Raw genomic sequence first — 24,982 nt, forward strand, 5'->3', positions numbered from 1 at the left:
CAGCGTATCAGGACAGGTGATACAGGCTGCGGGCCCGGTCCAGATGCGCCCGCATCTCTCTCACCGCGGCGGCCTCGTCATTCTGGCGGATGGCATCGAGGATGCGCCCGTGCTCCTCGAGGGTGATGTGCTCGCTGCCCTTCCAGTGCAGTACGGAGGCGTGGAAGTTGGCCAGCCAGTTGAGCATCGCGTGGCTGATGGCGATGAAGATCGGGTTGCCGGTGATCTCGACGATTGCAGAGTGGAAGGACATATCGGCCTTGATGAAGGCCCCGATGTCACGGTTGAGCTCGCTGCGCTGACGCTCGAGCAGCTCCTGCAGGTGAGCGACATCCTCCTCGCGTGCCGCCCTGGCGGCCCGCGCCACCATGCCCAGCTCGAAGAAGGCCCGGGCCTCCTTGAGATGCTCCAGCGACTGCGGCGAGTTGGACAGCATGTGCATGGCCGTCAGCTCGATCTGAGACAGCATGCCTTCCGCCGTGGGCATGGTCACCTTGGGACGCTGTCCGTGCTGGATCGACACCAGCCCCAGGCGTTCCAGAGACTGCATGGCCTCGCGAATGGCGGGCCGGCCCACGCCGAAGCGCTCCATCAGTTCGCGCTCCGAAGGCAGGTGATCACCGGGGGCATAGTCGCCGTTCAGCAGCATCGCATAGAGCCGATCGAAGACTTCGTCGGACAGCTTTCTGCGCGAGATCTTCAGGGCATCGCTCATGTGTCTGGCCTTCATCAGGGTCGAAAACAGGGGCACAGCATACGCATCTCGCGGCACGCCGGCATAGCGAATGCCACCAAGGTCGTGTTTGACAGTCACGTCAACTTATATTGTCATCATACCAGTTGAGCGAGAAAAATGCTCGTCCTGGCTCGACGCCCTGCGTCTGTATGTCACAGCGCGCTCGCAAGACGTTCACAACAACACTCCACAACGACCCGAGGAGACAGCCCCATGACTACCATTGCGTTGATCGGTGCCGGCGGCAAGATGGGCTTTCGCCTGTCCCGCAACCTGCAGTCGTCGGACTTCAGCGTGCGTCACGTCGAGGTCAGCGACGCCGGGCGCGAACGCCTCAAGAGCGAGCTGGGCATCGACTGCATGGCCGCCGAAAAGGCGGTTCCCGGGGCCGATGCCGTGATCCTGGCCGTCCCGGACACCCTGATCGGCAGCATCTCCGCGCAGCTCGCCCCGCTGATGGAAAGCGGCACCATGCTCGTGACCCTCGACGCCGCCGCCCCCTTCGCCGGCCACCTGCCGGAGCGCGAGGACCTCACCTACTTCGTCACCCATCCCTGCCATCCGCCGATCTTCAACGACGAGACCGAGCTGGAGGCCAAGCGCGACTATTTCGGCGGCTACAAGGCAACCCAGCATATCGTCAGTGCCCTGATGCAGGGGCCGGAGGAGAGCTTCGCCCTGGGCGAGCGGATCGCCCGGACCATCTACGCGCCGGTCGGCCGCTCGCATCGCGTCAGCGTCGACGAGATGGCGCTGCTCGAGCCGGGCCTGTCTGAGACCGTCTGCGCCACCCTGCTGGCGGTGATGCGCGAGGCCATGGACGAAGTCGTCGCCCGCGGAGTCTCCGAGCAGTGCGCGCGCGACTTCCTGCTCGGCCACATGAATATCCTCGGCGCGGTGATCTTCGACGAGCAGCCCGGCGCCTTCTCCGATGCCTGCAACAAGGCCATCGAGAACGGCAAGCCGATGCTGATGCGCGACGACTGGAAACAGGTCTTCGAGCGCGACGCCATCGCCGACAGCATCCAGCGCATCACCTGACGGGGGCGGCCATGAGCGATCGTATTCGTGCCAGCTACCTGATCGAGACGCCCTACCCTCTGGAGCACGCTGCCGCGGTCATGGCGGGCGAGCAGTCCTGTGGCACCTTCACGCGTCTCGCCAGCGAGACCGACGAACTGCGAGAGCATCACGGCGCCCGCGTCGAGGCCATCGAGCCGCTGGACAGCGTGGCGACTCCGTCCTTGCCCATCCCCGCCCCGCTGGTGGACGACGGACATTCCGTCTATCGGCGCGCCCGGGTGACGCTGTCCTGGCCGCTCGCCAATCTCGGCCCCTCGCTTCCCACCCTGGTGGCCACGGTGGCCGGCAACCTGTTCGAGCTCAAGGAGTTCTCGGCGCTCAAGCTGCTCGACCTGGAACTGCCGGCGCCCTTCGCCGACGCCTATCCCGGACCGCAGTTCGGCATCGCCGGCACCCGCGAGCTGACCGGTATCAGCGAACGCCCGCTGATCGGCACCATCATCAAGCCCAGCGTCGGCCTGTCACCCGGCGCCACGGCCGAGGTGGTCCGCGAACTTGTCGAAGGTGGAATCGACTTCATCAAGGACGATGAACTGCAGGCCAACGGCCCGCACAATCCGCTCAAGGCGCGGGTCGACGCCGTGATGCCGGTGATCCGCGAACACGCCGAGCGCACCGGGCGCCGGGTGATGTACGCCTTCAACATCACCGGCGACCTGGATGAGATGCGCGAGCATCACGACTACGTGGTCGCCGCCGGGGGCAGCTGCGTGATGGCGGCGCTCAACGCCGTCGGGCTCGCCGGCATCACCCGGCTGCGCCGCCACTGCCAAGTGGCACTGCACGGCCATCGCGCCGGCTGGGGCATTTTCAGCCGCTCGCCGCACCTGGGCATGAGCTTCGTCGCCTACCAGAAACTGTGGCGACTGGCCGGGGTCGACCATATCCACGTCAACGGGCTGCGCAACAAGTTCAGCGAGGAAGACGCCAGCGTCATCGCCAGCGCCCGCACCTGCCTGACGCCGATGTTCGCCCCGCCCTCACCGGGCTGCGAGGTGATGCCGGTGTTCTCCTCCGGCCAGACCGCCGACCAGGCCGCCGATACCTATCGCGCCGTCGACAGCACCGATCTGATCTTCTGCGCCGGCGGCGGCATCATGGCGCATCCCGACGGCATCGGCGCCGGCGTGCATAGCCTGCGCCAAGCCTGGGAGGCCGCCGTGGCAGGCATCGAGCTGGACGCCTATGCCCGCGAACATCGTCAACTGGCCCGCGCCCTGGAGACCTTCCGCCGATGAGACCCGACCACGACACGACGCTGATCAGCTACTACGGCGACGACCTGACCGGCTCCACCGACGTCATGGAGGCCCTGAGCAGCCAGGGCGTCGATACCGTGTTGTTCACCGCCCTCCCCGATGCCGACCAGCTGGCCCGCTTTCGCCACTGCCGCGCCATCGGCCTGGCCGGCACCAGCCGCAGCGAGTCGCCGGCCTGGATGGATCGGCATCTGGTGCCGGCACTGACCTGGCTGCGCGAACGCGGCGCGGCACTGTGCCACTACAAGACCTGCTCGACCTTCGACAGCGCCCCGGAGACCGGCAGCATCGGCCGCGCCCTGGAGATCGGCCGCCGCCTCCACGATCAGGCCTGCGTGCCGATCGTGGTCGGCGCCCCCCAGCTCGGCCGCTATACCGCCTTCGGCCAGCTGTTCGCCACGGCCTGGGGCGAGGTGTATCGCATCGACCGTCATCCGATCATGTCGCAGCATCCGGTAACGCCGATGCACGAGGCCGACCTGCGCCGGCATCTGGCCGCCCAGACCGACCTCGAGACGGGCCTCGTGGACTTCCGGACCCTGACCGACGATGCGGCCGACCGACGCGTGGACGAGGCCCGGGCACGCCACCAGGCGCTGCTCTTCGATGTACTCGACCCCGCCAGCCAGGCGGCCGCGGGCCACCAGATGTGGCGCACGCGACCGCCGCAGGGCGGCTTCGTGGTCGGCTCCTCCGGGGTGGAATATGCGCTGCTCGCGGAATGGCGCCGGCAAGGAATCGTCGACGCGGCCCCCGCCCCCTTCGAGGAGCCCGCTCCGGTGGAGCGCATCGCGGTGGTCTCGGGCAGCTGCTCCGAAACCACGGCCCGGCAGATCCGCTGGGCCGAGGCCAACGGCTTTCGCGGCATCGCCCTCGACGCGGCCCGCCTGGCCGACGCCGAAACGGCATCGGCCGCGCTCGACGAGGCCCGCCAACAGGCGCTGACGGCGCTGCACGACGGGCTCAGCGTGGTGATCTACACCGCCCTGGGACCGGATGGCAGCCTGCCGACGCTGTCGGGCGAAGACGCGCGTCACGCGCTGGGACGCGGACTGGGCCGACTGCTGCGCGAGCTGGTACTCGCCGAGGGCCTCACCCGCGTGGTGGTCGCCGGCGGCGACACCTCGAGCCACGCCCTCCACGAACTGGGCATTCATGCCCTCACCACCTGCCGTCCGCTGCCGCAGACGCCGGGCTCGCCGCTGTGCCTTGCCCACGCCGACGAGACCGCCTTCGATGGTCTGCAGGTTGCCTTCAAGGGCGGCCAGATCGGCGACGATGCCTACTTCGGACGCCTGCGCGACGCCGACTTCGGCTGATTCGCATGGTCGGCACAAGAGACGGCGCCCGGCGGAATCTCCGCCGGGCGCCATCGCTTGTTTCCCTTCCGCTCAGGGCTGTCTACCGCTCAAGGCTGCCCCAGCAGCGCCACCAGCTCCGGGGTCAGGCGATCGCCATGCCCCCGCTCGTTGACGTCGCGATACAGCGCATCGATGGCGGCGGCCACGCCACGCTCGGCGCCCACGTCCCGGGCCATGGCGTTGTAGTAGTCGATGTCCTTGAGCGTATTGGAGAGGCTGAAGCGGAAGCCCGAGGGGTCCCCGGCGGCGATGAAGGGCCGCAGGCGCTCCAGCACCACCCCGCCACCGCCGCCGTTGCCCAGCACCTCGAGGAAGACGTCGTCATCGATGCCGGCACGGCGCGAGGCCGCCGCCGCCTCGGACAGCACCGCGGTGAAGCCCAGCGACACATAGTTGTGCAACAACTTGAGCTTGTGGCCCGCCCCCACCGGACCGCCGTGGGTGATGTGCTCGGAGAAGCTCTCCAGCAGCGGTTTCATATCGCGGAACAGCTCGTCGGCGGCCCCGACGATCAGATTGAGACGCCCCTCGGCGGCCTCCTTGGGCGTGCGGGTCATGGCGGCGTCCATGAACTGGCCACCGGCGGCGGCAACCCTTTCGGCGATGGCCAGGGTGGAGCTCGGGATCGCCGTCGAGCAGTCGACGATCACGCTGCCCGGCTGCAGGCCTTCCAGCACGCCGCCGGCATCGAACAGAACACTCTCCACCTGGGGCGTGCCGGTCACGCAGAGGATCACCACTTCGGCATGCTCGGCCACCTCGCGGGCGCTGGATCGCTTCTCGGCACCGGCCTCCAGCAGGTCCTCGACCGGCTGATTGCCGGGATGATCGAGGAAGCTCAGCCGATGGCCGCCCCGCAGCAGGCTGGTGGCGATGCCGTGGCCCATCAGGCCCACGCCGATCATGCCGACCCGGTATGTCTTGTTCATTCGTCACTCCCGTTAGACGTCGCCACGCGCCCGGCCCTCCCGCCCCACACGTGGCGCTTGCTGGTTGAACTACCGATATGTCGCGCTCAGGCGGCGCCCAGCGCCTCGGCGATGGCACGCCCCAGGGTCTCGGTGCTGCCGCGGCCCTTGAGGTCCGGCGTCAGCACCTGCGGATCGCTCTGCTCCAGCACCGCTTCGATGGCGGCGACGATCGCCGCTCCGGCCTCGGCCTCGCCCAGGTGCTCAAGCATCATCGCCCCACACCAGATCTGGCCGATGGGGTTGGCGATGCCGCGCCCGGCGATGTCCGGGGCGCTGCCGTGGACCGGCTCAAACAGGCTGGGGAATTCCCCGGTCGGGTTGATGTTGCCGGACGGCGCGATGCCGATGGTGCCGGTGCAGGCCGGGCCCAGGTCGGAGAGGATGTCGCCGAACAGATTGCTGGCCACCACCACGTCGAACCAGTCGGGATGCAGCACGAAGTTGGCAGTGAGGATATCGATATGGAACTGATCGACGTCGATCTCGGGGAAATTCGTCTTCATCGCCGCCACCCGCTCGTTCCAGTAGGGCATCGAGATCGACAGGCCGTTGGACTTGGTGGCCGAAGTCAGCTTCTTCCGCGGCCGCGACTGGGCCAGCTCGAAGGCGTACTTCAGCACCCGGTCGACCCCGGTGCGGGTCATCAGCGTTTCCTGCAACACCACCTCCCGATCGGTGCCTTCGAACACTCGCCCGCCGAGGCGCGAGTACTCGCCTTCGGTGTTCTCGCGCACCACCAGGAAGTCGATATCGCCGGGTTCCCGCCCCTTGAGCGGGCTCTCGATGCCCGGCATCAGCCGGCACGGCCGCAGGTTGACGTACTGGTCGAAGGCGCGCCGGAACTTGAGCAGCGAGCCCCAGGCCGAGACATGGTCCGGCACCGTATCGGGCCAGCCCACGGCGCCGAAGAAGATGGCGTCGAAACGGGTCAGAGTCTCGTACCAGTCCTCCGGCAGCATGTCGCCGTGTTCCATGTAATAGGCACAGCTGGCGAAATCGAAGTGCTCGAATTCCAGCGGCAGGTCGAAACGACGAGCCGCCGCCTCCAGCACCTTCAGCCCCTGGGGCACCACCTCGAGGCCGATGCCGTCCCCCGCCAGTACTGCGATCCTGTAGGTCATGATGTTGTCTCCCGGCAGCAAGCTGCCCGTGTCGCAATGGAACCTCTGACGCACGACACTCCCACGACCGAGGCGGCGACAGTGCGCCCTCCCCGGCCAATGGCGTCATGCGGGTCGATCTGGATGCAGGCGAGGCTCAACCGTGGCGGATCGCCACCGTCTTGAGCTGGGTGTAGCTCTTCAGCCCCTCGAAGCCCTTCTCGCGGCCGTGGCCGGAGCGGCCCATGCCGCCGAACGGCAGCTCGATGCCACCGGCGGCACCGTAGTTGTTGACGAAGACCTGGCCGCTGCGGATGCGCTTGGCCAGGCGCAGCTGACGCCCGCCGTCGCGGGTCCAGACGCCGGCACACAGGCCGAAGTCGGTGGCATTGGCCAGGCGCACAGCGTCCTCCTCGTCCTCGAAGCGCTGCACCGCCAGCACCGGGCCGAACAGCTCCTCGCGGGTCACCTCATGGCCCTCGGGGATGTCGACCAGCAGCTGCGGCACCACGAAATGCCCCTCGGCGGGCGCCCCCTCGGCCAGCTGACCGGCCGCCGCGACGCGAATGCCGTCCTCTTGTGCCGCCGCCAGCCGGGCCTCGAGCTTCTCGCGCTGGCGGGCGTTGATCAGCGGGCCGCAGTCGGCATCGCGCTCGCCGGCATCGCAGCGCAGGTCGCCGAAACGTGCGGCGAGTCGCGAGACCACCTCGTCGTAGCAGGATGCCTCGACCAGCAGTCGACTCCCCGCCGAGCAGGTCTGGCCGGCATTCTGAATGATGCCCCGCACCACCGCCGTCAGGGCGGCCTCGAGGTCGGCATCGGCGAACACGATCTGCGGCGACTTGCCGCCGAGCTCCATGGTCACCGGCACGTGATTGACCGCCGCGGCCTGAGTGACCAGGGTCCCGGTCTCCGGCGAGCCGGTGAACGACAGGTGATCGATGCCCGGATGTGCGGCCAGCGCCGAGCCCGACTCGCGCCCCAGGCCCGGCACCACGTTGAGGCCCCCGGCCGGCAGCCCGGCTTCGACGGCCAGCTCGGCCAGGCGCAGCACGCTCAGGCAGGCATCCTCGGCGGGCTTGAGCACCACACTGTTGCCGGCCGCCAGCGCCGCCGCTACGCAGCGGCCGAAGATCTGCGAGGGGTAGTTCCAGGGAATGATCTGGCCGCAGACGCCATAGGGCTCGCGCAGCGTGAACACGGCGAAGTCGTTGTCGAAGGGGATGGTCTCGCCATGGAGCTTGTCCGCCGCGCCGGCGTAGAAGCGGAAGTAACGGGCGCACACGGCGATGTCGCCCCGGGCCTGAGTCATCGGCTTGCCGGTATCGGCGCACTCCAGGGCGGACAGGGTCTCGGCGTCGGCATCGATGGCGTCGGCAAAGGCGTACAGCCATTCGCCGCGCCGGCGGGCCGACCACTGGTGCCAGTCGCCGAGCTCGCCGTCGAAGGCACGCCGTGCCGCCGCGACCGCAGCGTCGACCTGCTCTGCCTCGCAGCGGGCGATCTCGGCCAGCGGCGTGGCCGTGGCCGGTGCCTCGACGCTCAGGGAACTGGGCGTGGGCACCCACTCCCCGCCGATCAGTGCCGCGCAGCGCGGCGTTACGGGTAACGCACTCATCGATGTCTCCTTGATTGTTATCAGTACAGCAGGTCGACCAGCCCCAGCGAGATCCAGGGCAGATAGGTGATCGCCATCAGACAGGCCAGCACCACCAGCACGAAACGCAGCAGCCAGGGAATGAGTTGATCGATGGACAGCTTGGCCACCGCGCAGGCGGCAAACAGGTTGACGCCGAGCGGCGGGGTGAACATGCCCAGCGCCAGGTTGACCACGATGATCAGCCCGAAATGCACCGGATCGATGCCGTACTGCACGGCGATCGGAGTGAAGATCGGTGCCAGCACCAGGATCGCCGCCGAGGTCTCGACGAACATGCCGATCACCAGCAGCATGACGTTGACCGCCAGCAGGAAGCTGATCGGGCTGTCGAACACCTGGGTGACCCAGTCCGCCACCTCGCCGGGCAGCCCGGAGCGGCTGATCAGGAAGCTGAACAGCGCCGCCGCCGAGATGATCAGCATCACCGTCGCGGTGGCGATCACGCTTTGCCTCAGGATCGGCCACAGCTGCGCCAGGCTGAGCTCCCGGTAGATCAGTCCGCCGACGATCAGCGCATAGACCACCGCCACCGCCGACGCCTCGGTAGGCGTGAACACGCCGCCGTAGATGCCGCCGATCACCACCACCGGCATCAGCAGCGCGGCCCAGGCCCGCTTGAAGGACGTCCCGAAATCCTGGCGGTCTTCCCGATCCCTGAGCCCATAGCCACGCACCTTGCAGAACAGGTACAGGAACAGCAGCAAGGCACTGCCGATCAGCAAGCCCGGGCCGATGCCGGCAATGAACAGGCGTCCGATGGAAGTATCGGTGCTGACGCCGTAGAGGATCAGGGGGATCGACGGCGGAATCAGCACCCCGAGCTCCGCCGACGACGCCTGGATCGAGGCGGCCAGCGGCCGCGGATAACCGTGGCGCGCCATGGCCGGAATCAGGATCGAGCCGATGGCGAAGGTGGTGGCCACGCTCGAGCCCGACACCGCGGCGAACAGCATGCAGGTCAGCACGCAGGTCATCGCCAGGCCGCCCTGCAGGCCGCCGACGATAGACTTGGCCAGATCCACCAGGCGCTGCGAGATGCCCCCGGCGGCCATCAGATTGCCGGCCAGGATGAAGAACGGAATGGCCATCAGCGGGAAGTTGTCGATGCCCACGAACATCTGCTGCGGCACCATCAGCAGCGGGAATCGTGTGAAGAACTCGATGCCGATGATCGACGCCAGCAGGATGGAGATGGCGATGGGCACGCCGATCGCAAAGAAGAGAACCAGAGACAGGCCAATCGCGAGATTCATGAGCGGGCCCTCCGAGTCGTTGAGCCGGCGGGTGACGCCACACCGCTCAATGATGTCCGTGATTGCCGGTCCCGAGGTGGCGTGGAAGATCCCGGCGGGGGCTCGGACGTTGCCGATTCCGCTTCGTCATGACGCAGCGGTTCGGGCTCGTCATTCTCCTCCATGCCGACGGTCTCGCGTCCGCTGGCCTGGGCCAGCAGTCGCGCCACGACCGCCAGCAGTGCGAAACCGGCGCCAACGGGAATCGCTGCGTAGACCCACGCAATCGTCACCCCCAGCCCGGACAGCATCTGTGACCTGACCCGCAGCGTCATCGCCGTGCCGTAATAGACCAGTATCACCAGGGCGATCACACAGCCCACGGCGATCAGGGTCTCAATCAGGATCAGGCTCTTGCGTGGAACCAGCTTGTAGATGACCTCGACGGACATCATGTCGCCGCCGCGGAAGCCCGATGCAGCGGCAAGAAAAACGCACCAGATCATGGAAGAACGCGCCACGACTTCCGACCAGGTGGACGGGGCATCGAAGACAAACCGCGTCAGGACCTGATAGAAGCCGGTGGTCACTGAAATGATGAGCATCAATACCGCCACCACGAGCGAGAACCGAGTCATCACACGTTCGAAACGCAGGAAGAATTCCAGCATGACATACCCCTTGAAGCGGCCTGCCTCGACACGAGTGTCGAGGCAGGCATCGGGTGACGATCAGCAGTCGCTATTGCGGATCCGGTCAAGCATCTCGCTGCCATACTGGTCGGTGTAGACCTTGTAGGAAGGCTCGACGGCCTCCTGGAACGGCGCCTTGCCGATATCCTCGACCACGGTCATGCCCTTCTCCTGGAGCTCGGCCACCCCCTCGGTCTCGAGCCGCGACACCATCGCCCGGGTGGCCTCTGCGCCGGCTTGGGACGCCTCGCGGAACCAACCCTTTTCCTCGTCGCTGAGGCTGTCCCAGAGCACCGGAGAGGCCAGCATGATGGCCGGCGAATAGACATGGCCGGTGAGGGACAGACGATCCTGCACCTCCCAGAGATTGCCGGTGAGAATCACCGAAATCGGGTTCTCCTGGCCATCCACCGTGCCCTGCTGCAGGGCGGTGAACAGTTCCGGAAACGCCATGGGCGTGGGATGCACGTCGAGCTCGCGGAACGCGGCCATGTGCATCTCGTTTTCCATGGTGCGGATCTTCAATCCGGCGGCGTCCTCGGGAGTCTCCACGTCACGCTGGCTGTTGGTCAGGTGACGAAAGCCGTTTTCGGTCCAGGCAAGGCCCACGAGGTTGTTCTCGCCGATCTTGTCCAGCAGTGACTGGCCGACGTCACCGTCCAGCACGCAGCGCGCCTGGTCGTAGTCCTTGAACAGGAACGGCAGGTCGAGCACGTAGGTCTCGGGCACGAAGTTGCCCAGCGGCCCGGTGGACGACACCACCATGTCGATGGTGCCGATCTGCAGGCCCTCGATCATGGCGCGCTCGCCGCCCAGGGCGCCGGACGGATGCTCGGCCACTTCGAACTCACCGTCGCTGAGCTCATCGAGCTTGGCCGCGAAGGCGTCGACACCGGCCGAGTAGTGGGAGCTGTCGGAAGTGGTATGCCCCACGGTGATGGTCTGGGCGGCCGAGACACCGAGGCTGGTGGCGGCCAGGGCCAGGGCGGAAACGCCGGCGATGGCGGCGGGCAAGGCGTGACGTGCAAAACGGGTAGTCATTGTTATATCCCCTTGGGTTTGCGGCTGGGTAGAGACCGACGGCCGGGGCCGACAGGGTACGGCAAACTGGTATAATGACATGACAATCACTCCACCATGTCAAATACGACAATGGTCGGAAGATCGTCCTCACGCAGGCGGCAAGGGGCCTCCCTGGCCCGCCTGCTCGGCCATGAAGGCCTGGACGATATCGCGGAAATTCCGGTCGCCCTCGAAGCCCAGCTGCCGGGCTCGGTCGTTGCGGAAGCGCGCCGGCCAGCTGCCGACGATGGCCTCGATGGCGGGGTCCGGTTCGTGACGGACGAGGGCCAGCGCCGGCTCGCCGGCGACCTCGCCCAGGGTCTCGAGCATCTCGGCGACGCTCACCGTGATGCCCGGCAGCATGAAGGCCCGGAAGTCGCCGAGCGCGTCTCCCGGCACCGCAGCGCCGTGGATCAGGGCCTCGATAACGCTGGCCGGCGACATCACGAACAGCTCAAGCTCAGTGGGCACCGAACAGATGGCTTCCTCGCCGTTGAGCGGCTCGCGCAGGATGCTGGAGGCGAAGCTCGAGGCCGCGGCGTTGGGCCGCCCGGGGCGAATCACGATGGTCGGCAGGCGCAGCACCAGGCCGTCGATCAGGCCACGGCGGCTGTAGTCGTTGACCAGCAGCTCGCACATGGCCTTCTGGGCGCCGTAGGAATTCTGCGGATGCAGCGCGGTCATGTCGTCGAGGACCTCGGGCAGCTCCCCCCCGTAGGCCGCCACGGAGCTGGCCATTACCAGGCGGGTCGCGGACAGCCCATGGGCCCGACAGCCCTCCAGGAGCGCGCGGGTGGCATCGAAGTTGACCCTCATGCCCAGATCCAGATCCGCCTCGGCGGCCGAACTGACCACCGCGGCCAGGTGGTAGATGACGTCCGGCCGCGCTGCCAGCACCGTGTCCAGCCCCCCCGGGGCACTGATGTCCAGCGCCAGGGCCTCCAGTTCGACGCTCGCGCCCTCTATGGCGGGCGGCTCGGCCTGGTCGATCAACGTCAGCCGGCGGATCGGCCGGCCGTCGAGCTCACCGAGTTCCAGCAGCCGCTGCACGAGGCGCTGGCCAAGAAAACCGGCGGCGCCGGTAATGACGATATGCATGGCGTCACTTCCTGATCGTGAGAATGGTGTTGTGGCTCAAGGAGAGGCAGCCCTCAGGGCCGCAGCCCGTAGGCCTGCCCCCAGCCCAGGCCATCCCGGGTGGCGGCGGCCGGCCGATACTCGCAGCCGATCCAGCCGCCATAGCCCAGCGCCTCGAGGCGCGCGAGAATCGCCGGATAATGCACCTCGCCGACATCCGGCTCGTGTCGCTCCGGCACCCCGGCGATCTGCACGTGGCCGATATGGGGCAGCAGGTGTTCCAGGTGGCGAATCAGGTCGCCCTCCATGATCTGGCAGTGGTAGAGATCGAACTGCAGGCGCAGGTTGTCCGCGCCCACGGCCTCGAGAACCGCCACGGCCTGGTCCTGGCGGGAGAGAAAATAGCCCGGCATGTCGCGGGTGTTGATCGGCTCGATCAGCAGCTCCCGGCCGGCCTTCGCCGCCTCGCCGGCGGCGAAACGCAGGTTCTGCAGATAGGTGGCGTGATGGGCCTCGCGGGCCTCGTCCAGCGCGCGGTCATCCAGGCCCTCGGGCAGCAGCCCGGCCATGGCATGCACGCGGGAGCAGTTAAGCTGCGCGGCATAGCGCAGGCCCTCGATCACGGCGTCGCGAAACTCCGCCTCGCGCCCCGGCAGGCTGGCGAGGCCACGCTCGCCGGCCTCCCAGTCACCGGGCGGCAGGTTGAAAAGCACCTGCTCGACGCCCGCCTCGTGCAGCGCCTCGGCGATGCGCTCCGGCGCATGGGCATAGGGAAACAGGTACTCGACGCCGCGAAAGCCGGCATCGGCGGCGGCCTGGAAGCGGTCGAGGAAATCGTGCTCGGTGAACAGCATGCTGAGGTTGGCGGCCAGTCGGGTCATTGTCGCTCCTTGCGGTCGGGTCAGTCGCGCGGAAAGCGCGCTTCGAGTTCGGCCACCTGCTCGGGCGTCAGGCCGCGCGGGTCCTGCCCGCGCAGCAGGAGGAACAGTTTGGCGGTTTCCTCGAGCTCCTCGGTGGCGTAGACCGCGGCCTCCAGCGACTTGCCGGCCACCACCGGGCCGTGATTGGCCAGCAGCACCGCGCTGTGGCGGCCGGCCAGGCCGCGCACGGCGTCTCCCAGGCTCGGGTCACCGGGCATGTGATAGGGCACCAGCGGCAGCTTCCCGACCCGCATCACGTAGTAGGCCGTGAGCGGCGGAATGCAGTCGCAGGGATTCACGTCGGGCAGGCAAGAGACGGCCACCGAGTGGGTCGAATGCAAGTGGACGATGGCGCCGGACTGGGGACGCTCCTGGTACATCGCCGTATGCAGGAACTGCTCCTTGGTCGGCCTGTCGCCGTCGAGCAGTCGGCCGTCCCGGTCCAGGCGCGCGATGCGCGCCGGATCGAGCCGCCCCAGGCAGGCATTGGTCGGCGTCATCAGCCAGCCGCCGTCTTCCAGGCGCACGCTGATGTTGCCGCTGGAGCCCATGGTCAGCCCGCGATCGAACAGCGACTTCCCCATGACGGCGATCTGCTCGCGCTGGGCATTGATGGCATGCGCGCTCATGTCAGCACCTCGAAGGCTCGGGTAAAGAAATCGGGGCCGCCGAAGTTGCCCGACTTGAGCGCCAGGGACAGCGGCGCCTCGCGGCCGGCAAGCGGAGCCTGGGTCCAGGGCACGCCGGGATCAATCTGCTCGCCGATGCGCAGGGTGCGAACCCCCAGCGCCGAGACCACCGCGCCGGAGGTCTCGCCGCCGGCGACCACCAGCCGGCCCACGCCCTCCTCGACCAGCGTGCGGGCCAGGCGCCCCAGCGCGTCTTCGACCAGTTGACCGGCGCGTTCGGCACCCAGCGTCGCCTGGGCAGCCTTGACCCGCTCCGGGTCGGCGGAGGCATAGACCAGCACCGGACCGCCGTCCGCCAGCCGCTCCCGGGCGAAGGTCAGCGCGTCCTGGAGGTGGTCCTCGCCCTCGGCCAGCGCCAGCGGGTCCAGCGCCATACCAGGGTGATGCTCGAGGAAGCGCGCCACCTGCGCCAGGGTCGCCCGAGAGCAGCTGCCCGACAGCACCAGGGCCGTGCCGGCCGACGGTGCCAGGCGGCCGGGCTCGGCCACCTCGGCCAGCCAGCCGCAGCGCCGGTACTCGACCGGCAGCGCCTGACCCAGCCCGGAGCCGCCGGTCACCAGCGGCAGGTCGACCACCGCCGCGGCGATCGCCGCGAGGTCACGATCGTCGAGGGTGTCGCAGACCACATGGCCGACGCCCTGCTCATGCAGCGCCTCCAGATGACGGCGAGTCGCCTCCCCGCCCCGGGCCAGCACCGAGTGCGATGCCAGCCCCACCGGGCGCGCGACCTGACGGGACAGCACCCGCACCAGGTCGGCATCGGTCATGGGATTGAGCGGGTGGTGCTGCATGCCGCTCTCGTTGAGCAGCCGGTCACCGACGAACAGGTGCCCCTGATAGACCGTACGGCCGTTGACCGGGAATGCCGGCACCATCACCGTCTGGGTCGCGCCGAGCCGCGTCATCAGCGCCTCGGTGACCGGGCCGATATTGCCGGCGTCGGTGGAATCGAAGGTCGAGCAGTACTTGAAGAAGATCTGGCGCGCGCCCTGCGCCTGCAGCCAGTCGAGGGCGGCGAGGGAATCCTCGACGGCGCACTCCACGGCGCAGGAGCGCGACTTCAGCGCCACCACCACGGCGTCGACGTCGTCCAGCGCCAGTGCGGCGTGCGGCACGCCGATCACCTGCACGCAGCGCATGCCGCTGCGCACCAGGTTGTTGGCCAGGTCGGTGGCGCCGGTGAAGTCGTCGGCGATGGCGCCCAGTACGATAGCCATGATCAGGCCTCCTGCGGGTCGTTGGCCGCCTCGGGCAGCGTGATCCCCGACAGCCGCTCGTAGACCTTGATCACGGCCGAGTCGTCCTCGCGACCCAGGCCGGCACCCTTGGCGGCGGTGAACTGCTGGAGGGCAGAGGCGGTCACCGGGGTCGGCATGGCCAGCTCGCGTCCGGTGTCATGGACGATGTTGAGGTCCTTGACGAAGATGTCGACGGCCGACAGCGGCGTGTAGTCTCCCTTGAGGATGTGCGGCACCCGGTTCTCGAACATCCAGGAATTGCCCGCCGAATGGGTGATCACCTCGTAGACGGTGTCCGGGTCGAGCCCCAGGCGGATGCCCAGTGCCATGGCCTCGGCCGCAGTGGCGATATGCACCCCGGCCAGCAGCTGGTTCACGAGCTTCATGCTCGAGCCGACGCCGGGCCCATCGCCCAGCCGGTAGACGGTGGCCGCCATGGCCTCGAGCGCCGGGGCCGCCTTGTCGAACGCCGAGTGCGCCCCGGAAGCCATGACCGACAGCTCGCCGCTGCGCGCCTTGGCGGCCCCGCCGCTGATCGGTGCATCGAGCATCTCGAGGCCGGCCTCGACCAGCCGCTCACCCAGCCGGCGGGCGATGCTGGGCGCCACCGTGGCGCACTGCACCACCACGCTGCCCGGTGCCAGCCGCGCGGCCAGCCCCTGCTCGCCGAACAGCACCTGCTCCACCTGATCGGCATTGACGACCACCAGCAGCACGATATCGCAGCACTCGGCGAGTGCCGCTGGACTGTCGACCCAGCGCCCGCCTTGTGCCTCGAAGGCCTGCCGCGCCGCCGCGGAAACGTCGCAGCCCGTGACCGGCAGCCCTTCCTCGAGCAGCGCCATGGCCGTTCCCAGGCCCATGGCCCCGAGGCCGACGACCCCGATGCGGGGCTTGCTTGCGGAAATGTCGCTCACCTTTGGTTCTCCCGATGTCGTGTGCTGGCCGTCTCGGTGGAGGATGTCACCGGCGCGTGTTAGCGCTATCATGTTAGCGCTAACACCTTTCTAGACGGACGCCTCTGACGGGGCAAGCGCAGAGCGCAGGGACGAGACCAATGTCTAACCGGGACACCCAACGAACCCGGCGCCGCCGGGGCGCGTCGCAACCGACACTCAAGGAGGTCGCCGAGGCCGCCGGCGTGTCCGCCATCACCGCCTCGCGCGCGCTGAACACGCCCGAGCGGGTCAACGAGGCCACCCGGGCGCGGATCCTGGAGGCCATGGAGCGGGTCGGCTACGTGCCCAACCTGATCGCCGGCAGCCTGGCCTCGGCGCGCTCGCGCTTCATCGCGGTGATCGTTCCCTCATTGGAGAACAGTGTCTTCATCGAGGTGATCCGCGGCCTGCAGGTCACCTTCGAGGCCCGGGGCTACCAGATCCTGCTGGGCAACACCGACTACGACCTCGAGCGCGAGCACCAGCTGGTCAGGACCTTCCTGGGCTGGTCCTGCTCCGCCCTGGTCACGGCGGGCCTGCGCCACTCGCCGGCCTGCCGCACCCTGCTCGCGCATTGCGACAAGCCGGTCATGGAAGTCATGGAGCTCGGCGACGGGCTGGACCTGAACGTCGGCCTCGACCATCGCGAATCCGGCCGCTGCATGGCCAGCCACCTTCTGGAACGGGGCCATCGCCGCAGTGTTTTCGTTGGCGCATGTCTGGATCGGGACTACCGCGCTCAGATGCGCTATGAGGGGCATCGAGAGGTGTTCGAGTCCGCCGGCCACGAAGCACCGCTGCTCGAGCTCGACCAGCTGGGCAGTCTGGACGCCGGCGCCGGCGGGCTGGATCGCGTGCTGGCCGAGTACCGCGATGCCGATGCCATCCATTTCGCCAACGACGACCTGGCGGCCGGCGCCCTGCTGCACAGCGTGCGGCTCGGGCTGACAGTGCCGGACGACATCGCCATCGCCGGCTTTAACGGCCTGCCGCTGGGTCAGCATCTGACGCCGCGCCTGACGACCATCCGCTCCCCCCGGGAGGCCATGGGGCGGCAGGCCGCCGAACAGGTGCTGCGGCGCCTGGACGACCGGCGCGTCAGCCGTCGACGGCTGGATGTGGGCTTCGAGCTGCTGATCGGCCAGAGCACCTGAGGCTCCGCCGCACGCCGATCCCCCTCATAGCGTCAGCCGCGGGGCGATGAAGTCAAGAAAGGCGCCGATCCGCGGCGACAGCGCGGTGTTGCGGTAGTAGACCGCCTGCACCCGCTCGCGCGGGTTGGGGCTGACGATATACGCGTCCAGCAGGCCGACCAGATCGCCCCGCGCCAGATCCTCTCGAATCATGAAGCGTGACAGGCAGGCAATGCCGTGGCCCGCCAGGCACAGTTCGCGCATCACCTCGCCGCTGGAGGTCGTGAGCGAGGGACGGATATTGGGCCCCTGCGATGACAGGCCCGCCACCGGCCAGTAGTTCAGCGCCTCGGCGTTGATGAAGCCCAGCAGTCGATGCCCATGCAGGGCCTGCGGCACGTCGGGCGCGCCGTGCCGCTCGAGATACGATGGGCTCGCCACCAGCCGCAGCGGCGACTGACCCAGGCTGCGGGCATGCAGGGTGGAATCCTCGAGGCCGCCGATGCGGATCGCCACATCGGCACGCTGCTCGAGCAGGTTGATGATGTCGTCGGAAGCGCAGAGCTCCAGTTCGATGCCGGGATACGCCGCCTGGAACTCCCCGATCAGCGGCACCAGCTGATGCAGGATGAAGGGCGTGGCCGCGTCCACGCGCAGCGGGCCGCTGGGGCGCTCTCGGCCGATCCTCACCGCCTCTTCGGCTTCTTCCAGCACGCCGAGCCCCTCACGCACGCGTTCGGCGAAGCGCCGCCCCTCGCTGGTCAGGATGATGCTGCGGGTGGTGCGGTTGAGCAGCGGTGCATCGAGCCGCCGCTCCAGACGCTGGACGGCTCGGGACACCCGGGACACCGGCACGCCCAGTTGACGCGCCGCGGCACTGAAGCTTCCGCTGTCCACCACCGCCAGCAACAGGCTGAGTTCGTCCGTGCGGCTGTCCATGCGTGTCTCCTTAGGGCCATTCGTTCGCCGTCAGGATCCCAGCCTTTGCATCAAACGCAAAGGTGTTTTGCACCTTGTCGCGATTGAAGCCCGCCCATGACGTCCCCACTCTTGAGCGCACGACTGATTAGGAGATTAACGAAAGCCCATGAATATCCTGCTGCTCAACGGTGCCAAGGCCTACGCTCATTCCGGTGGCCGCTACAACGACACCCTGCACGAGACGGCGCGTGGCACACTGGCCGAACGGGGCCACACCCTGCAGGAAACGCGTATCGACGATGGCTACTCGGCAGACGCCGAGGTCGAGAAATGGCGCTGGGCCGACGTCATCATCCTGCAGATGCCGGGCTGGTGGATGGGGGCGCCATGGACCGTCAAGCGCTATCTGGACGAAGTGCTGACCACCGGCCATGGCACGCTCTACGCCAGCGACGGGCGCTCGCGCCACGATCCGACCCGGCAGTACGGCAGCGGCGGCCTGCTGCAGGGCAAGCGCTACCTGCTGTCGCTGACCTGGAACGCGCCGCAGGAGGCCTTCGACGCGCCCGGCGACTTCTTCGAGGGCCGCGGCGTCGACGCCGTCTACTTTCCGCTGCACAAGGCGCTGGAATTCCTCGGCATGAGCGCCCTGCCAACCTTCCTGGCCAACGACGTGATCAAGTCACCGGCCATCGACGCCCATCGGGATGCGTACCAGGCCCACCTGATACGCGTCCTCGACGAAACCGCTGACGCCTGAACCCGACCCAAGGAGCTTTCATGACGACCCATACGCTGCCCACCCCAGGTTTCGGCACCTTCCGCCTCGAGGGCGACACCCTCAAGCAAAGCGTGCTGACCGCGCTCGAACTCGGCTATCGCCACATCGACACCGCGCAGTTCTATGGCAACGAGGCCGAGGTCGGCCAGGCCATCGCCGAGAGCGGCATTCCCCGCGAGGAGATCTTCCTGACCACCAAGGTCTGGCATGATCGCCTTTCGCCCGCCGACCTGGAGGCCAGCGCCGAGGAGAGCCTGAACAAGCTCGGCACCGACCACGTCGACCTGCTGCTGATCCACTGGCCCTCGCCCAACGACGAAGTGCCCATGGCCGACTACCTGACGGCGCTCAAGAAGGTGCAAGAGGCCGGCAAGACCCGCCATATCGGGGTCTCGAACTTCACCCGCGCCCAGCTCGACCGGGCCGTCGAGATCCTCGGCAAGGGCGCCCTGCTGACCAACCAGATCGAGGTGCATCCCTTCCTGCAGAACCGGGCGCTGATCGAGCACTGCGAACGCCACGGCATCGCAGTGACCGCCTTCATGCCGCTGGCCGTGGGCAAGGTGATGGACGACGAGACCCTGGCGCGCATCGCCGAGGCTCACGATGCCAGCCCGGCGCAGATCGCCCTGGCCTGGCTGAACCAGCAGGGCATCGCGATCATTCCCTCGTCGACCAAGGCGAAGAACATCGAAAGCAACCTGGCCGCTCTCGAGATCACGCTGAGCGACGAGGAGATGCAGGCCATCGCCGCCCTCGATCGTGGCGAACGCATCGCCAACCCGGATTTCGCGCCGGCCTGGGACTGACGCCAGGCTTTACCAACGGCGACATCCGATCCACGCTGACATTCCCGACACATTCCGAAACGGGCCCGACATGCCGGGCCCGACACCCCAGGAGACGCTTCGATGACACCGCGCATTCTGATCGTGCTGACCTCTCACGACCGCCTCGGCGACAACGGCGAGAAGACCGGTTTCTGGCTCGAGGAACTGGCCGCCCCCTACTATGTGTTCCAGGACGCCGGCGCCGAACTCACCCTGGCCTCGCCCAAGGGCGGCCAGCCGCCCCTGGATCCCAAGAGCGATGCCGAGGAGAGCCAGACAGAGGCGACCCGCCGCTTCCAGCAGGACGCCGAGGCCAAGGCCCGGCTCGCCGCCACGCAGCGCCTGGCCGACGTCAAGGCCGACGACTATGACGCCATCTTCTATCCGGGCGGCCACGGCCCGCTATGGGACCTGGTCGACGACGCCGACTCGGTCCGCCTGATCGAGGCCTTCTGGGCCCAGGGCAAGCCGGTGTCCACGGTCTGCCACGCGCCCATCGTGCTGCTCAACGCCAAGGACGAGCACGGCAAGCCGCTGGTCGAGGGACGCGCGGTCACCGGCTTCACCAACGGCGAAGAGGACGCCGTGGGCCTGACCGAGATCGTGCCGCAGCTGGTCGAGGATGCCCTGATCGCCAAGGGCGGCCGGTATACCAAGGCCGACGACTTCGCGCCCTACACCCGCCAGGACGGCAACCTGATCACCGGTCAGAACCCGCCTTCCTCCGAGCCTGTCGCCCGCTGCCTGATGGACGCCCTGAAGGGCTGAGTCCGGCTCACGGGAGCCGCCACCACGGGCGGGGTCGGCCATGCCGGCCCCGCCCGTTGTCCATCAGCACCATCGATCCCCGCCGCCTCGACGCGCTATGCTGAGGCTCCTACCGATCTCATGACGCAAAGGAGCCTGCCATGAACCGTATCGCCTTCATCACCGGTGCCACCTCCGGATTCGGACGCGCCTGTGCCCACCGCTTCGCCGAGGCGGGCTGGTCGCTGGTGCTCTCCGGCCGCCGCGAGGAACGCCTCGCGGAGCTTCGCGAGGCGCTCGAGGACAAGGTCCCGGTCCACACGGCGGTACTCGACGTGCGCGACGACGCCGCAGTGAAGGCCATGGTCGAAGCCCTGCCCGACGAGTTCGCCGGGGTGACCTGCCTGATCAACAACGCCGGCCTGGCCCTGGCGCCCCAGCCGGCGCAGCAGGTCGACCTCGCCGACTGGCACACCATGATCGATACCAACGTCCGCGGGCTGGCCAACGTCACTCATGCGCTGCTGTCGACGCTGATCGAACAGGGTGCCGGCACCAGCATCATCAATCTCGGCTCGGTGGCCGGCGATACACCCTACCCCGGCAGCCATGTCTATGGCGCCACCAAGGCCTTCGTCAAGCAGTTCAGCTACAACCTGCGCTGCGACCTGCTGGGCACCGGCGTACGCGTGACCGACGTGGCCCCCGGCCTGTCCGAGACCGAGTTCACCCTGGTGCGCACCGGCGGCAACCAGGACGCCCACGACGCTCTCTACCAGGGCACCACGCCGCTGTCCGCCGAGGACATCGCCGAACAGATCTTCTACGTCGCAACCCTCCCGGCGCACATCAACATCAACCGGATGGACGTGATGCCCGTGCGTCAGGCCTGGGCGCCTTTCGCCATCGACCGCGACTGAGCCGCGAAGACGACGAACGCCATCACTCGCCGGGCCAAGGCCCGGCGAGACGCCAGACACACAGGCAGCGCAAAATATGAAGTGCCAGGAAAGGAGGAAAGCCAGATAGCGAACAGGACGGGAAAAGCAGACACACAGACAAAAAGAAGCGGCCCGATGCATGGCATCGGGCCGCTTCTCGATATTCGATTGGTGGAGCCTAGCGGGATCGAACCGCTGACCTCAACACTGCCAGTGTTGCGCTCTCCCAGCTGAGCTAAGGCCCCACTGTTGCTCGCCGCTTCTGCCTTGCGAGAACGAGGCGAATACTACGCCGTCATGTCGGAGACGTCAAGCCCGGAACCCTCTTTTCAACACTGCACCGAGCATGGCCATGGCCGCAAACAGAGCCCATCGCAGACGGGCATGAAGCGATGATGTCGCGCGAGCCATGCTTGGACGCCGGCTTTTTGCCATTTAGCAAGCCTGGGCACCCTTGCCCACAAGAGAAGGCAAACGAGGGCCGAAGCCCCTCGGCGTTCGAGAGCCCATACTCGGCCAGGAACGCCTCCATCATGCTGGGCGAGGTCTACTCGCGCACCCGCGACACGTAGTCGGCGCCGACCTCGGCCACCTGGCGGCGCTGGTGCTGCGACAGCTCGATGCGCTCGACCAGCCCGCGCAGCACCTCCGCCTCGTCGACGCCGTAGTGGGCACGGATGCGCGCGCGCGGCTCGCTCACGGCATCGTGTGGATGACGGTTGGCTTCGTCCATGGTCGATCTCCTAGCGACGTCCAGCGCGTCGCCGATATTCAGGCTCGGATGGCGCCGTCGTTGTCGAAAGTTACACACATAGCGTAGGCCCCCTGCCATAGGGGCCCGAAGAGGCATGCGGCCGCGGCGGTGCCCTCAGGCTTTCCCGCAGCAGACTTCGCGCGGCGCGCTCCTGCGCCCCGTGAAGCGGGTCACCCGAAAGGGCGCGAGGTCGAGGGCCGGAGGCTCGCCGGCCAGTCGGGCCACGAGCAGCTCGGCGGTGATCGCCGCCTGGGTCAGCCCCAGGTGCTGGTGGCCGAAGGCGAAGGCTAACGAAGGGTGGTCCGGGTGGACGTCGATCACCGGCAGCGAGTCCGGCAGCGTCGGGCGAAATCCCATCCACTCCTCGGCGCCGTCGTCGAGCCCGGCGGGATCGTGCAGCAGCGCCTCGGCATGCCGGCGAAGCGAGGCATAGCGGCGCGCCCGGGGCGGTAGCGCCAGCCCGCCAAGCTCGGTGAAGCCGACGATGCGCAGCCCGCCGCTCATGGGGGTCATCACGCAGCGGCGCTCCGCCGAGCCCACTGGCCGGCGCAGGGCCTGGCCGCGCCCGGGCAGCGTCAGGTGGTAGCCGCGCTCGGTCTCCAGCGGGATGCTCAGGCCAAGCCCGGCCGCCAGGCGATGGCTCCAGGCACCGGCGGCGACCACCGCGCGCTCGACGTCCCGCGTGCCATCGTCGGTGTGCAGCCGCACGCCCTCGCCCCGCGGTTCGAGGCGCGTCACGCCGGCCCGGTGCAGCTCGCCACCGCGGGCCTCGAAGGCCTCGGCCAGCCGGCGCACCAGGGCGTGGGGATCGCGCACCTGGTGCGCATCGCGGAAGTGGAGGCCGTGGCTGAGCGCGCCCGAGAGCCCCGGTTCCAGGGCGCGTAGCTCGTTCGCCTCGCACCACTCCACCGCGTGCCCCCAACGGCGAAGCTCGTCCATCCGCTTCCTCGCGGCGGCCCGTCCGCGCGGGGAGGCCCACACCTGCAGGTAGCCCGAGGCCACTAGCTCATGCTCGGCGCCGATGTCGGCCAGGCAGCGCTGCCAGGCGTCCACCGCGGCGCCGTTCAGGGCCGCCAGGGCCCGGCGCCCGCGTTCCACCTGGCCCGGCCGGGCGGCGGCCAGGAAGCGTGCCAGCCATGGGGTCAGCCGCGGCAGGTAGCGGGCCGGCAGCGCCAGGGCGCCGTGGGGATCGAACCACAGCCGCGGTGCCTGGCGCAGGCTCGCCGGGCTGGCCAGCGGGTCGATCAGCTCGGTGGCCAGGAAGCCGGCGTTGCCGTAGGAGGCGCCCTCCCCCGGCCCCTTGGGATCGAACACGCTCACCGCATGCCCCCGGCGCTGCAGGGCCAGGGCGGCGGTCATGCCGACCACCCCAGCACCGATTACCGCGATACGGCTCATGCCCGCTCCCCTGCCGCCGCAGCGTCGTCCTCGGCGCGCCTGGAGAACCAGCCGAGCTGGGCATAGAGAATGCCGAACAGCGGCGACAGCCAGCAGGCGAAGGCCAGCGGGATGTACAGCAAGGCGCTGAAGTCGCCGGCGCTCACGGTCAGCCCCAGGGCACCGATCACGAAGGCGCCGCCCGCGTTCCAGGGCACCAGCGGCGAGACCAGGGTGCCGCCCTCCTCGATGGCCCGGGACAGGTTGAGGCGCGAATAGCCCAGCTCATCGTAGGCCGGCTTGTACATGCGTCCCGGCAGGGCGATCGACAGGTAGACGTCGCCGGACACCACGTTGGTGGCGATGGAGGTCAGGATGGCGCTGGTCTGCAGCCCGCGAAAGCCCTTGAGGCGCTTCATGATGGCACCGACGATGGCCTCCAGGCAGCGGGTGCGCTCGAGCGCGCCGCCATAGGCCAGGGCGAACATCATCAGCGTCACCACCCAGGTCATCGAGGTCACGCCGCCGCGGTTGAGCAGACTGTCCAGGGTCTCGCTGCCGGTGACAACGCTGTAGCCGCTGTGGGCGAAGGTCAGGGCATCGTGCACGCTCGCGCCCTGGGTGAAGATGGCCACGCCGCCGCCCAGCATCACCCCGGTGAACAGCGCCGGAATCGGCGCCACCTTGAAGAACGCCAGGCCGATGACCACCACCAGCGGCAGCAGCTGCCAGGGGCCCATCACGAAGTTGTCGGCCAGGCCCTGCTTGATGGCGTCGATGCGCGTCAGGGTATCGGTCCCGCCGCCGTCGTCGGCCCCGCCGACCACGGCATATACTGCCAGCGCGATCAACATCGCCGGCACGGTGGTGGGCATCATGTTGCGGATATGGTCGAAGATGTTGGTCTCGGTGACCGCCGGCGACAGATTGGTGGTGTCGGAGAGCGGCGAGATCTTGTCGCCGAAGAAGGCGCCGGAGACCACCGCCCCGGCGGTCCAGTAGAGCGGCACGCCGAAAGCGTCGCCGATGCCCATCAGCGCCAGGCCCACGGTGCCGACGGTGGTCCAGGAGGAGCCGATCGACAGCGAGACCATCGAACACATCAGCATGGCCGCGGCCAGGAACCAGCTCGGGTCGATCAACTCCAGCCCCAGATAGATCAGCATCGGTACGGTGCCGCTGGCGATCCAGGTGCCCACCAGCATGCCGACGATGATCAGGGTGGCGATGGAGGGCATTGCCACGTGCAGCACCTGGAAGGCGCCGGACTCGATGTCCTTCCAGCGATAGCCCTGCAGCCAGCCGACCAGGGCGGTAATGCCGAAGCCGATGGCCAGCGGGATGTGCGGGGTGAAGTCGTCGTAGTAGAAGATCTGCACGCCCAGCAGAGCGATGGTCAACACCACCGGGATCAGCGCCAGCGGCAGGCGCGGCACCGGGATGGCCGGGGTCGAATAGTCTTGCATCTTGAAGGCTCCCC

The 24,982-nt window shown here is 68.1% G+C and carries 24 protein-coding genes and 1 tRNA gene; 8 read left to right on the forward strand and 17 right to left on the reverse strand.

Translation table 11 applies throughout. The features are described from left to right. Positions 1–7: 7 nt before the first annotated feature. Positions 8–715: a transcriptional regulator NanR gene (nanR, locus tag UN84_RS09240; protein WP_046078052.1), complete on the reverse strand. Its 708-nt coding sequence runs from the start codon at positions 713–715 to the stop codon at positions 8–10. A 234-nt stretch (positions 716–949) separates the two neighbouring features. Here nanR and UN84_RS09245 point away from each other — a divergent pair, with 234 nt between their 5' ends. From UN84_RS09245 to UN84_RS09255, 3 genes are read left to right on the forward strand one after another with little or no spacing between them, the layout of a single operon-like run. Next, complete coding sequence (locus UN84_RS09245; RefSeq protein ID WP_046078051.1) at positions 950–1,777, forward strand: phosphogluconate dehydrogenase C-terminal domain-containing protein; 828 nt, start codon at positions 950–952, stop codon at positions 1,775–1,777. A gap of 11 nt (positions 1,778–1,788) precedes the next feature. Further along, entirely contained in the window at positions 1,789–3,057 is a 1,269-nt protein-coding gene (locus tag UN84_RS09250) for a ribulose-bisphosphate carboxylase large subunit family protein (protein WP_046078050.1), read from the forward strand. Continuing rightward, on the forward strand, positions 3,054–4,397 hold the full coding sequence (locus tag UN84_RS09255) for a four-carbon acid sugar kinase family protein (RefSeq protein WP_046078049.1): 1,344 nt from the start codon (positions 3,054–3,056) through the stop codon (positions 4,395–4,397). The genes UN84_RS09250 and UN84_RS09255 overlap by 4 nt, the downstream gene beginning before the upstream one ends. A gap of 89 nt (positions 4,398–4,486) precedes the next feature. Here UN84_RS09255 and UN84_RS09260 read toward each other — a convergent pair whose 3' ends face one another. The 11 genes from UN84_RS09260 to ltnD all read right to left on the reverse strand — a co-directional run bounded on the left by UN84_RS09260 (position 4,487) and on the right by ltnD (position 16,069). After that, positions 4,487–5,368, reverse strand: a complete 882-nt coding sequence (locus UN84_RS09260; RefSeq protein WP_046078048.1) for an NAD(P)-dependent oxidoreductase — start codon at positions 5,366–5,368, stop codon at positions 4,487–4,489. Between the two features lie 86 nt (positions 5,369–5,454). Continuing rightward, complete coding sequence (locus tag UN84_RS09265; RefSeq protein ID WP_046078047.1) at positions 5,455–6,531, reverse strand: tartrate dehydrogenase; 1,077 nt, start codon at positions 6,529–6,531, stop codon at positions 5,455–5,457. 136 nt (positions 6,532–6,667) lie between these two features. After that, complete coding sequence (locus UN84_RS09270) at positions 6,668–8,128, reverse strand: aldehyde dehydrogenase family protein (protein WP_046078046.1); 1,461 nt, start codon at positions 8,126–8,128, stop codon at positions 6,668–6,670. A gap of 20 nt (positions 8,129–8,148) precedes the next feature. After that, on the reverse strand, positions 8,149–9,423 hold the full coding sequence (locus tag UN84_RS09275; protein ID WP_046078045.1) for a TRAP transporter large permease: 1,275 nt from the start codon (positions 9,421–9,423) through the stop codon (positions 8,149–8,151). Further along, positions 9,420–10,073 carry a TRAP transporter small permease gene (locus UN84_RS09280; protein ID WP_046078044.1) on the reverse strand — a complete coding sequence of 218 codons (654 nt, stop codon included), beginning with the start codon at positions 10,071–10,073 and terminating at the stop codon, positions 9,420–9,422. Before UN84_RS09280 ends, UN84_RS09275 begins: the two co-directional genes overlap by 4 nt. 60 nt (positions 10,074–10,133) lie before the next feature. After that, positions 10,134–11,135, reverse strand: a complete 1,002-nt coding sequence (locus UN84_RS09285; RefSeq protein WP_046078043.1) for a TRAP transporter substrate-binding protein — start codon at positions 11,133–11,135, stop codon at positions 10,134–10,136. 129 nt (positions 11,136–11,264) lie between these two features. After that, positions 11,265–12,254 (reverse strand): D-erythronate dehydrogenase, encoded by a 990-nt coding sequence (denD, locus tag UN84_RS09290; protein WP_046078042.1) that lies wholly within the window; start codon positions 12,252–12,254, stop codon positions 11,265–11,267. Between the two features lie 53 nt (positions 12,255–12,307). After that, positions 12,308–13,114 (reverse strand): 2-oxo-tetronate isomerase, encoded by an 807-nt coding sequence (gene otnI, locus UN84_RS09295; RefSeq protein WP_046078041.1) that lies wholly within the window; start codon positions 13,112–13,114, stop codon positions 12,308–12,310. A gap of 20 nt (positions 13,115–13,134) precedes the next feature. Continuing rightward, the gene (gene otnC, locus UN84_RS09300) at positions 13,135–13,782 is read right to left on the reverse strand and encodes a 3-oxo-tetronate 4-phosphate decarboxylase (RefSeq protein WP_046078040.1); all 648 of its coding nucleotides are present in this window, start codon (positions 13,780–13,782) and stop codon (positions 13,135–13,137) included. Next, positions 13,779–15,059: a 3-oxo-tetronate kinase gene (otnK, locus tag UN84_RS09305; protein ID WP_046078039.1), complete on the reverse strand. Its 1,281-nt coding sequence runs from the start codon at positions 15,057–15,059 to the stop codon at positions 13,779–13,781. The genes otnC and otnK overlap by 4 nt, the downstream gene beginning before the upstream one ends. A gap of 2 nt (positions 15,060–15,061) precedes the next feature. Beyond that, positions 15,062–16,069, reverse strand: a complete 1,008-nt coding sequence (gene ltnD / locus UN84_RS09310) for an L-threonate dehydrogenase (RefSeq protein WP_082090811.1) — start codon at positions 16,067–16,069, stop codon at positions 15,062–15,064. Between the two features lie 68 nt (positions 16,070–16,137). On the opposite strand from ltnD, the gene UN84_RS09315 reads away from it, so the two are divergent. Then, positions 16,138–17,172 carry a LacI family DNA-binding transcriptional regulator gene (locus UN84_RS09315; RefSeq protein WP_046078038.1) on the forward strand — a complete coding sequence of 345 codons (1,035 nt, stop codon included), beginning with the start codon at positions 16,138–16,140 and terminating at the stop codon, positions 17,170–17,172. Between the two features lie 24 nt (positions 17,173–17,196). On the opposite strand, the gene UN84_RS09320 is transcribed toward UN84_RS09315, so the two are convergent. Further along, entirely contained in the window at positions 17,197–18,090 is an 894-nt protein-coding gene (locus UN84_RS09320) for a LysR family transcriptional regulator (protein WP_046078037.1), read from the reverse strand. Between the two features lie 148 nt (positions 18,091–18,238). On the opposite strand from UN84_RS09320, the gene UN84_RS09325 reads away from it, so the two are divergent. The 4 genes from UN84_RS09325 (at position 18,239) to UN84_RS09340 (ending at position 21,350) form a co-directional block, all read left to right on the forward strand. After that, positions 18,239–18,832: an NAD(P)H-dependent oxidoreductase gene (locus tag UN84_RS09325; RefSeq protein ID WP_046078036.1), complete on the forward strand. Its 594-nt coding sequence runs from the start codon at positions 18,239–18,241 to the stop codon at positions 18,830–18,832. A gap of 20 nt (positions 18,833–18,852) precedes the next feature. Further along, on the forward strand, positions 18,853–19,662 hold the full coding sequence (gene dkgB / locus UN84_RS09330) for a 2,5-didehydrogluconate reductase DkgB (RefSeq protein ID WP_046078035.1): 810 nt from the start codon (positions 18,853–18,855) through the stop codon (positions 19,660–19,662). A gap of 102 nt (positions 19,663–19,764) precedes the next feature. Then, entirely contained in the window at positions 19,765–20,451 is a 687-nt protein-coding gene (locus UN84_RS09335) for a type 1 glutamine amidotransferase domain-containing protein (RefSeq protein WP_046078034.1), read from the forward strand. A gap of 140 nt (positions 20,452–20,591) precedes the next feature. Beyond that, positions 20,592–21,350: an SDR family NAD(P)-dependent oxidoreductase gene (locus UN84_RS09340; protein ID WP_046078033.1), complete on the forward strand. Its 759-nt coding sequence runs from the start codon at positions 20,592–20,594 to the stop codon at positions 21,348–21,350. Between the two features lie 190 nt (positions 21,351–21,540). Here the strand turns inward: UN84_RS09340 and UN84_RS09345 are convergent. The 4 genes from UN84_RS09345 to nhaC all read right to left on the reverse strand — a co-directional run bounded on the left by UN84_RS09345 (position 21,541) and on the right by nhaC (position 24,968). Continuing rightward, a tRNA-Ala gene (locus UN84_RS09345) sits at positions 21,541–21,616 on the reverse strand. A gap of 302 nt (positions 21,617–21,918) precedes the next feature. After that, complete coding sequence (locus UN84_RS17405; RefSeq protein WP_046078032.1) at positions 21,919–22,104, reverse strand: hypothetical protein; 186 nt, start codon at positions 22,102–22,104, stop codon at positions 21,919–21,921. Positions 22,105–22,239: 135 nt separating this feature from the next. Beyond that, the gene (locus UN84_RS09355; protein ID WP_173834990.1) at positions 22,240–23,523 is read right to left on the reverse strand and encodes an NAD(P)/FAD-dependent oxidoreductase; all 1,284 of its coding nucleotides are present in this window, start codon (positions 23,521–23,523) and stop codon (positions 22,240–22,242) included. Continuing rightward, positions 23,520–24,968 carry a Na+/H+ antiporter NhaC gene (gene nhaC / locus UN84_RS09360; RefSeq protein ID WP_046078030.1) on the reverse strand — a complete coding sequence of 483 codons (1,449 nt, stop codon included), beginning with the start codon at positions 24,966–24,968 and terminating at the stop codon, positions 23,520–23,522. The genes UN84_RS09355 and nhaC overlap by 4 nt, the downstream gene beginning before the upstream one ends. Between the last annotated feature and the right edge of the window lie 14 nt (positions 24,969–24,982).

Source organism: Halomonas sp. HG01, from assembly GCF_000968715.2.
In the GTDB taxonomy this organism is placed as follows: Bacteria; Pseudomonadota; Gammaproteobacteria; order Pseudomonadales; family Halomonadaceae; genus Halomonas; species Halomonas halophila.

Excerpts from the sequence above, each read along its gene's own strand:
- UN84_RS09275 (WP_046078045.1), bottom strand. The coding sequence starts at position 9,423 with ATGAATCTCGCGATTGGCCTGTCTCTGGTTCTCTTCTTTGCGATCGGC.
- UN84_RS09315 (WP_046078038.1), top strand. The coding sequence starts at position 16,138 with ATGTCTAACCGGGACACCCAACGAACCCGGCGCCGCCGGGGCGCGTCG.
- ltnD (WP_082090811.1), bottom strand. The coding sequence starts at position 16,069 with ATGATAGCGCTAACACGCGCCGGTGACATCCTCCACCGAGACGGCCAG.
- denD (WP_046078042.1), bottom strand. The coding sequence starts at position 12,254 with ATGCATATCGTCATTACCGGCGCCGCCGGTTTTCTTGGCCAGCGCCTC.
- UN84_RS09355 (WP_173834990.1), bottom strand. The coding sequence starts at position 23,523 with ATGAGCCGTATCGCGGTAATCGGTGCTGGGGTGGTCGGCATGACCGCC.
- UN84_RS09285 (WP_046078043.1), bottom strand. The coding sequence starts at position 11,135 with ATGACTACCCGTTTTGCACGTCACGCCTTGCCCGCCGCCATCGCCGGC.
- nanR (WP_046078052.1), bottom strand. The coding sequence starts at position 715 with ATGAGCGATGCCCTGAAGATCTCGCGCAGAAAGCTGTCCGACGAAGTC.
- nhaC (WP_046078030.1), bottom strand. The coding sequence starts at position 24,968 with ATGCAAGACTATTCGACCCCGGCCATCCCGGTGCCGCGCCTGCCGCTG.
- UN84_RS09245 (WP_046078051.1), top strand. The coding sequence starts at position 950 with ATGACTACCATTGCGTTGATCGGTGCCGGCGGCAAGATGGGCTTTCGC.
- UN84_RS09265 (WP_046078047.1), bottom strand. The coding sequence starts at position 6,531 with ATGACCTACAGGATCGCAGTACTGGCGGGGGACGGCATCGGCCTCGAG.
- UN84_RS09255 (WP_046078049.1), top strand. The coding sequence starts at position 3,054 with ATGAGACCCGACCACGACACGACGCTGATCAGCTACTACGGCGACGAC.
- UN84_RS09340 (WP_046078033.1), top strand. The coding sequence starts at position 20,592 with ATGAACCGTATCGCCTTCATCACCGGTGCCACCTCCGGATTCGGACGC.
- UN84_RS09325 (WP_046078036.1), top strand. The coding sequence starts at position 18,239 with ATGAATATCCTGCTGCTCAACGGTGCCAAGGCCTACGCTCATTCCGGT.
- otnC (WP_046078040.1), bottom strand. The coding sequence starts at position 13,782 with ATGAGCGCGCATGCCATCAATGCCCAGCGCGAGCAGATCGCCGTCATG.
- UN84_RS09280 (WP_046078044.1), bottom strand. The coding sequence starts at position 10,073 with ATGCTGGAATTCTTCCTGCGTTTCGAACGTGTGATGACTCGGTTCTCG.
- dkgB (WP_046078035.1), top strand. The coding sequence starts at position 18,853 with ATGACGACCCATACGCTGCCCACCCCAGGTTTCGGCACCTTCCGCCTC.
- otnK (WP_046078039.1), bottom strand. The coding sequence starts at position 15,059 with ATGGCTATCGTACTGGGCGCCATCGCCGACGACTTCACCGGCGCCACC.
- otnI (WP_046078041.1), bottom strand. The coding sequence starts at position 13,114 with ATGACCCGACTGGCCGCCAACCTCAGCATGCTGTTCACCGAGCACGAT.
- UN84_RS09270 (WP_046078046.1), bottom strand. The coding sequence starts at position 8,128 with ATGAGTGCGTTACCCGTAACGCCGCGCTGCGCGGCACTGATCGGCGGG.
- UN84_RS09250 (WP_046078050.1), top strand. The coding sequence starts at position 1,789 with ATGAGCGATCGTATTCGTGCCAGCTACCTGATCGAGACGCCCTACCCT.
- UN84_RS17405 (WP_046078032.1), bottom strand. The coding sequence starts at position 22,104 with ATGGACGAAGCCAACCGTCATCCACACGATGCCGTGAGCGAGCCGCGC.
- UN84_RS09335 (WP_046078034.1), top strand. The coding sequence starts at position 19,765 with ATGACACCGCGCATTCTGATCGTGCTGACCTCTCACGACCGCCTCGGC.
- UN84_RS09320 (WP_046078037.1), bottom strand. The coding sequence starts at position 18,090 with ATGGACAGCCGCACGGACGAACTCAGCCTGTTGCTGGCGGTGGTGGAC.
- UN84_RS09260 (WP_046078048.1), bottom strand. The coding sequence starts at position 5,368 with ATGAACAAGACATACCGGGTCGGCATGATCGGCGTGGGCCTGATGGGC.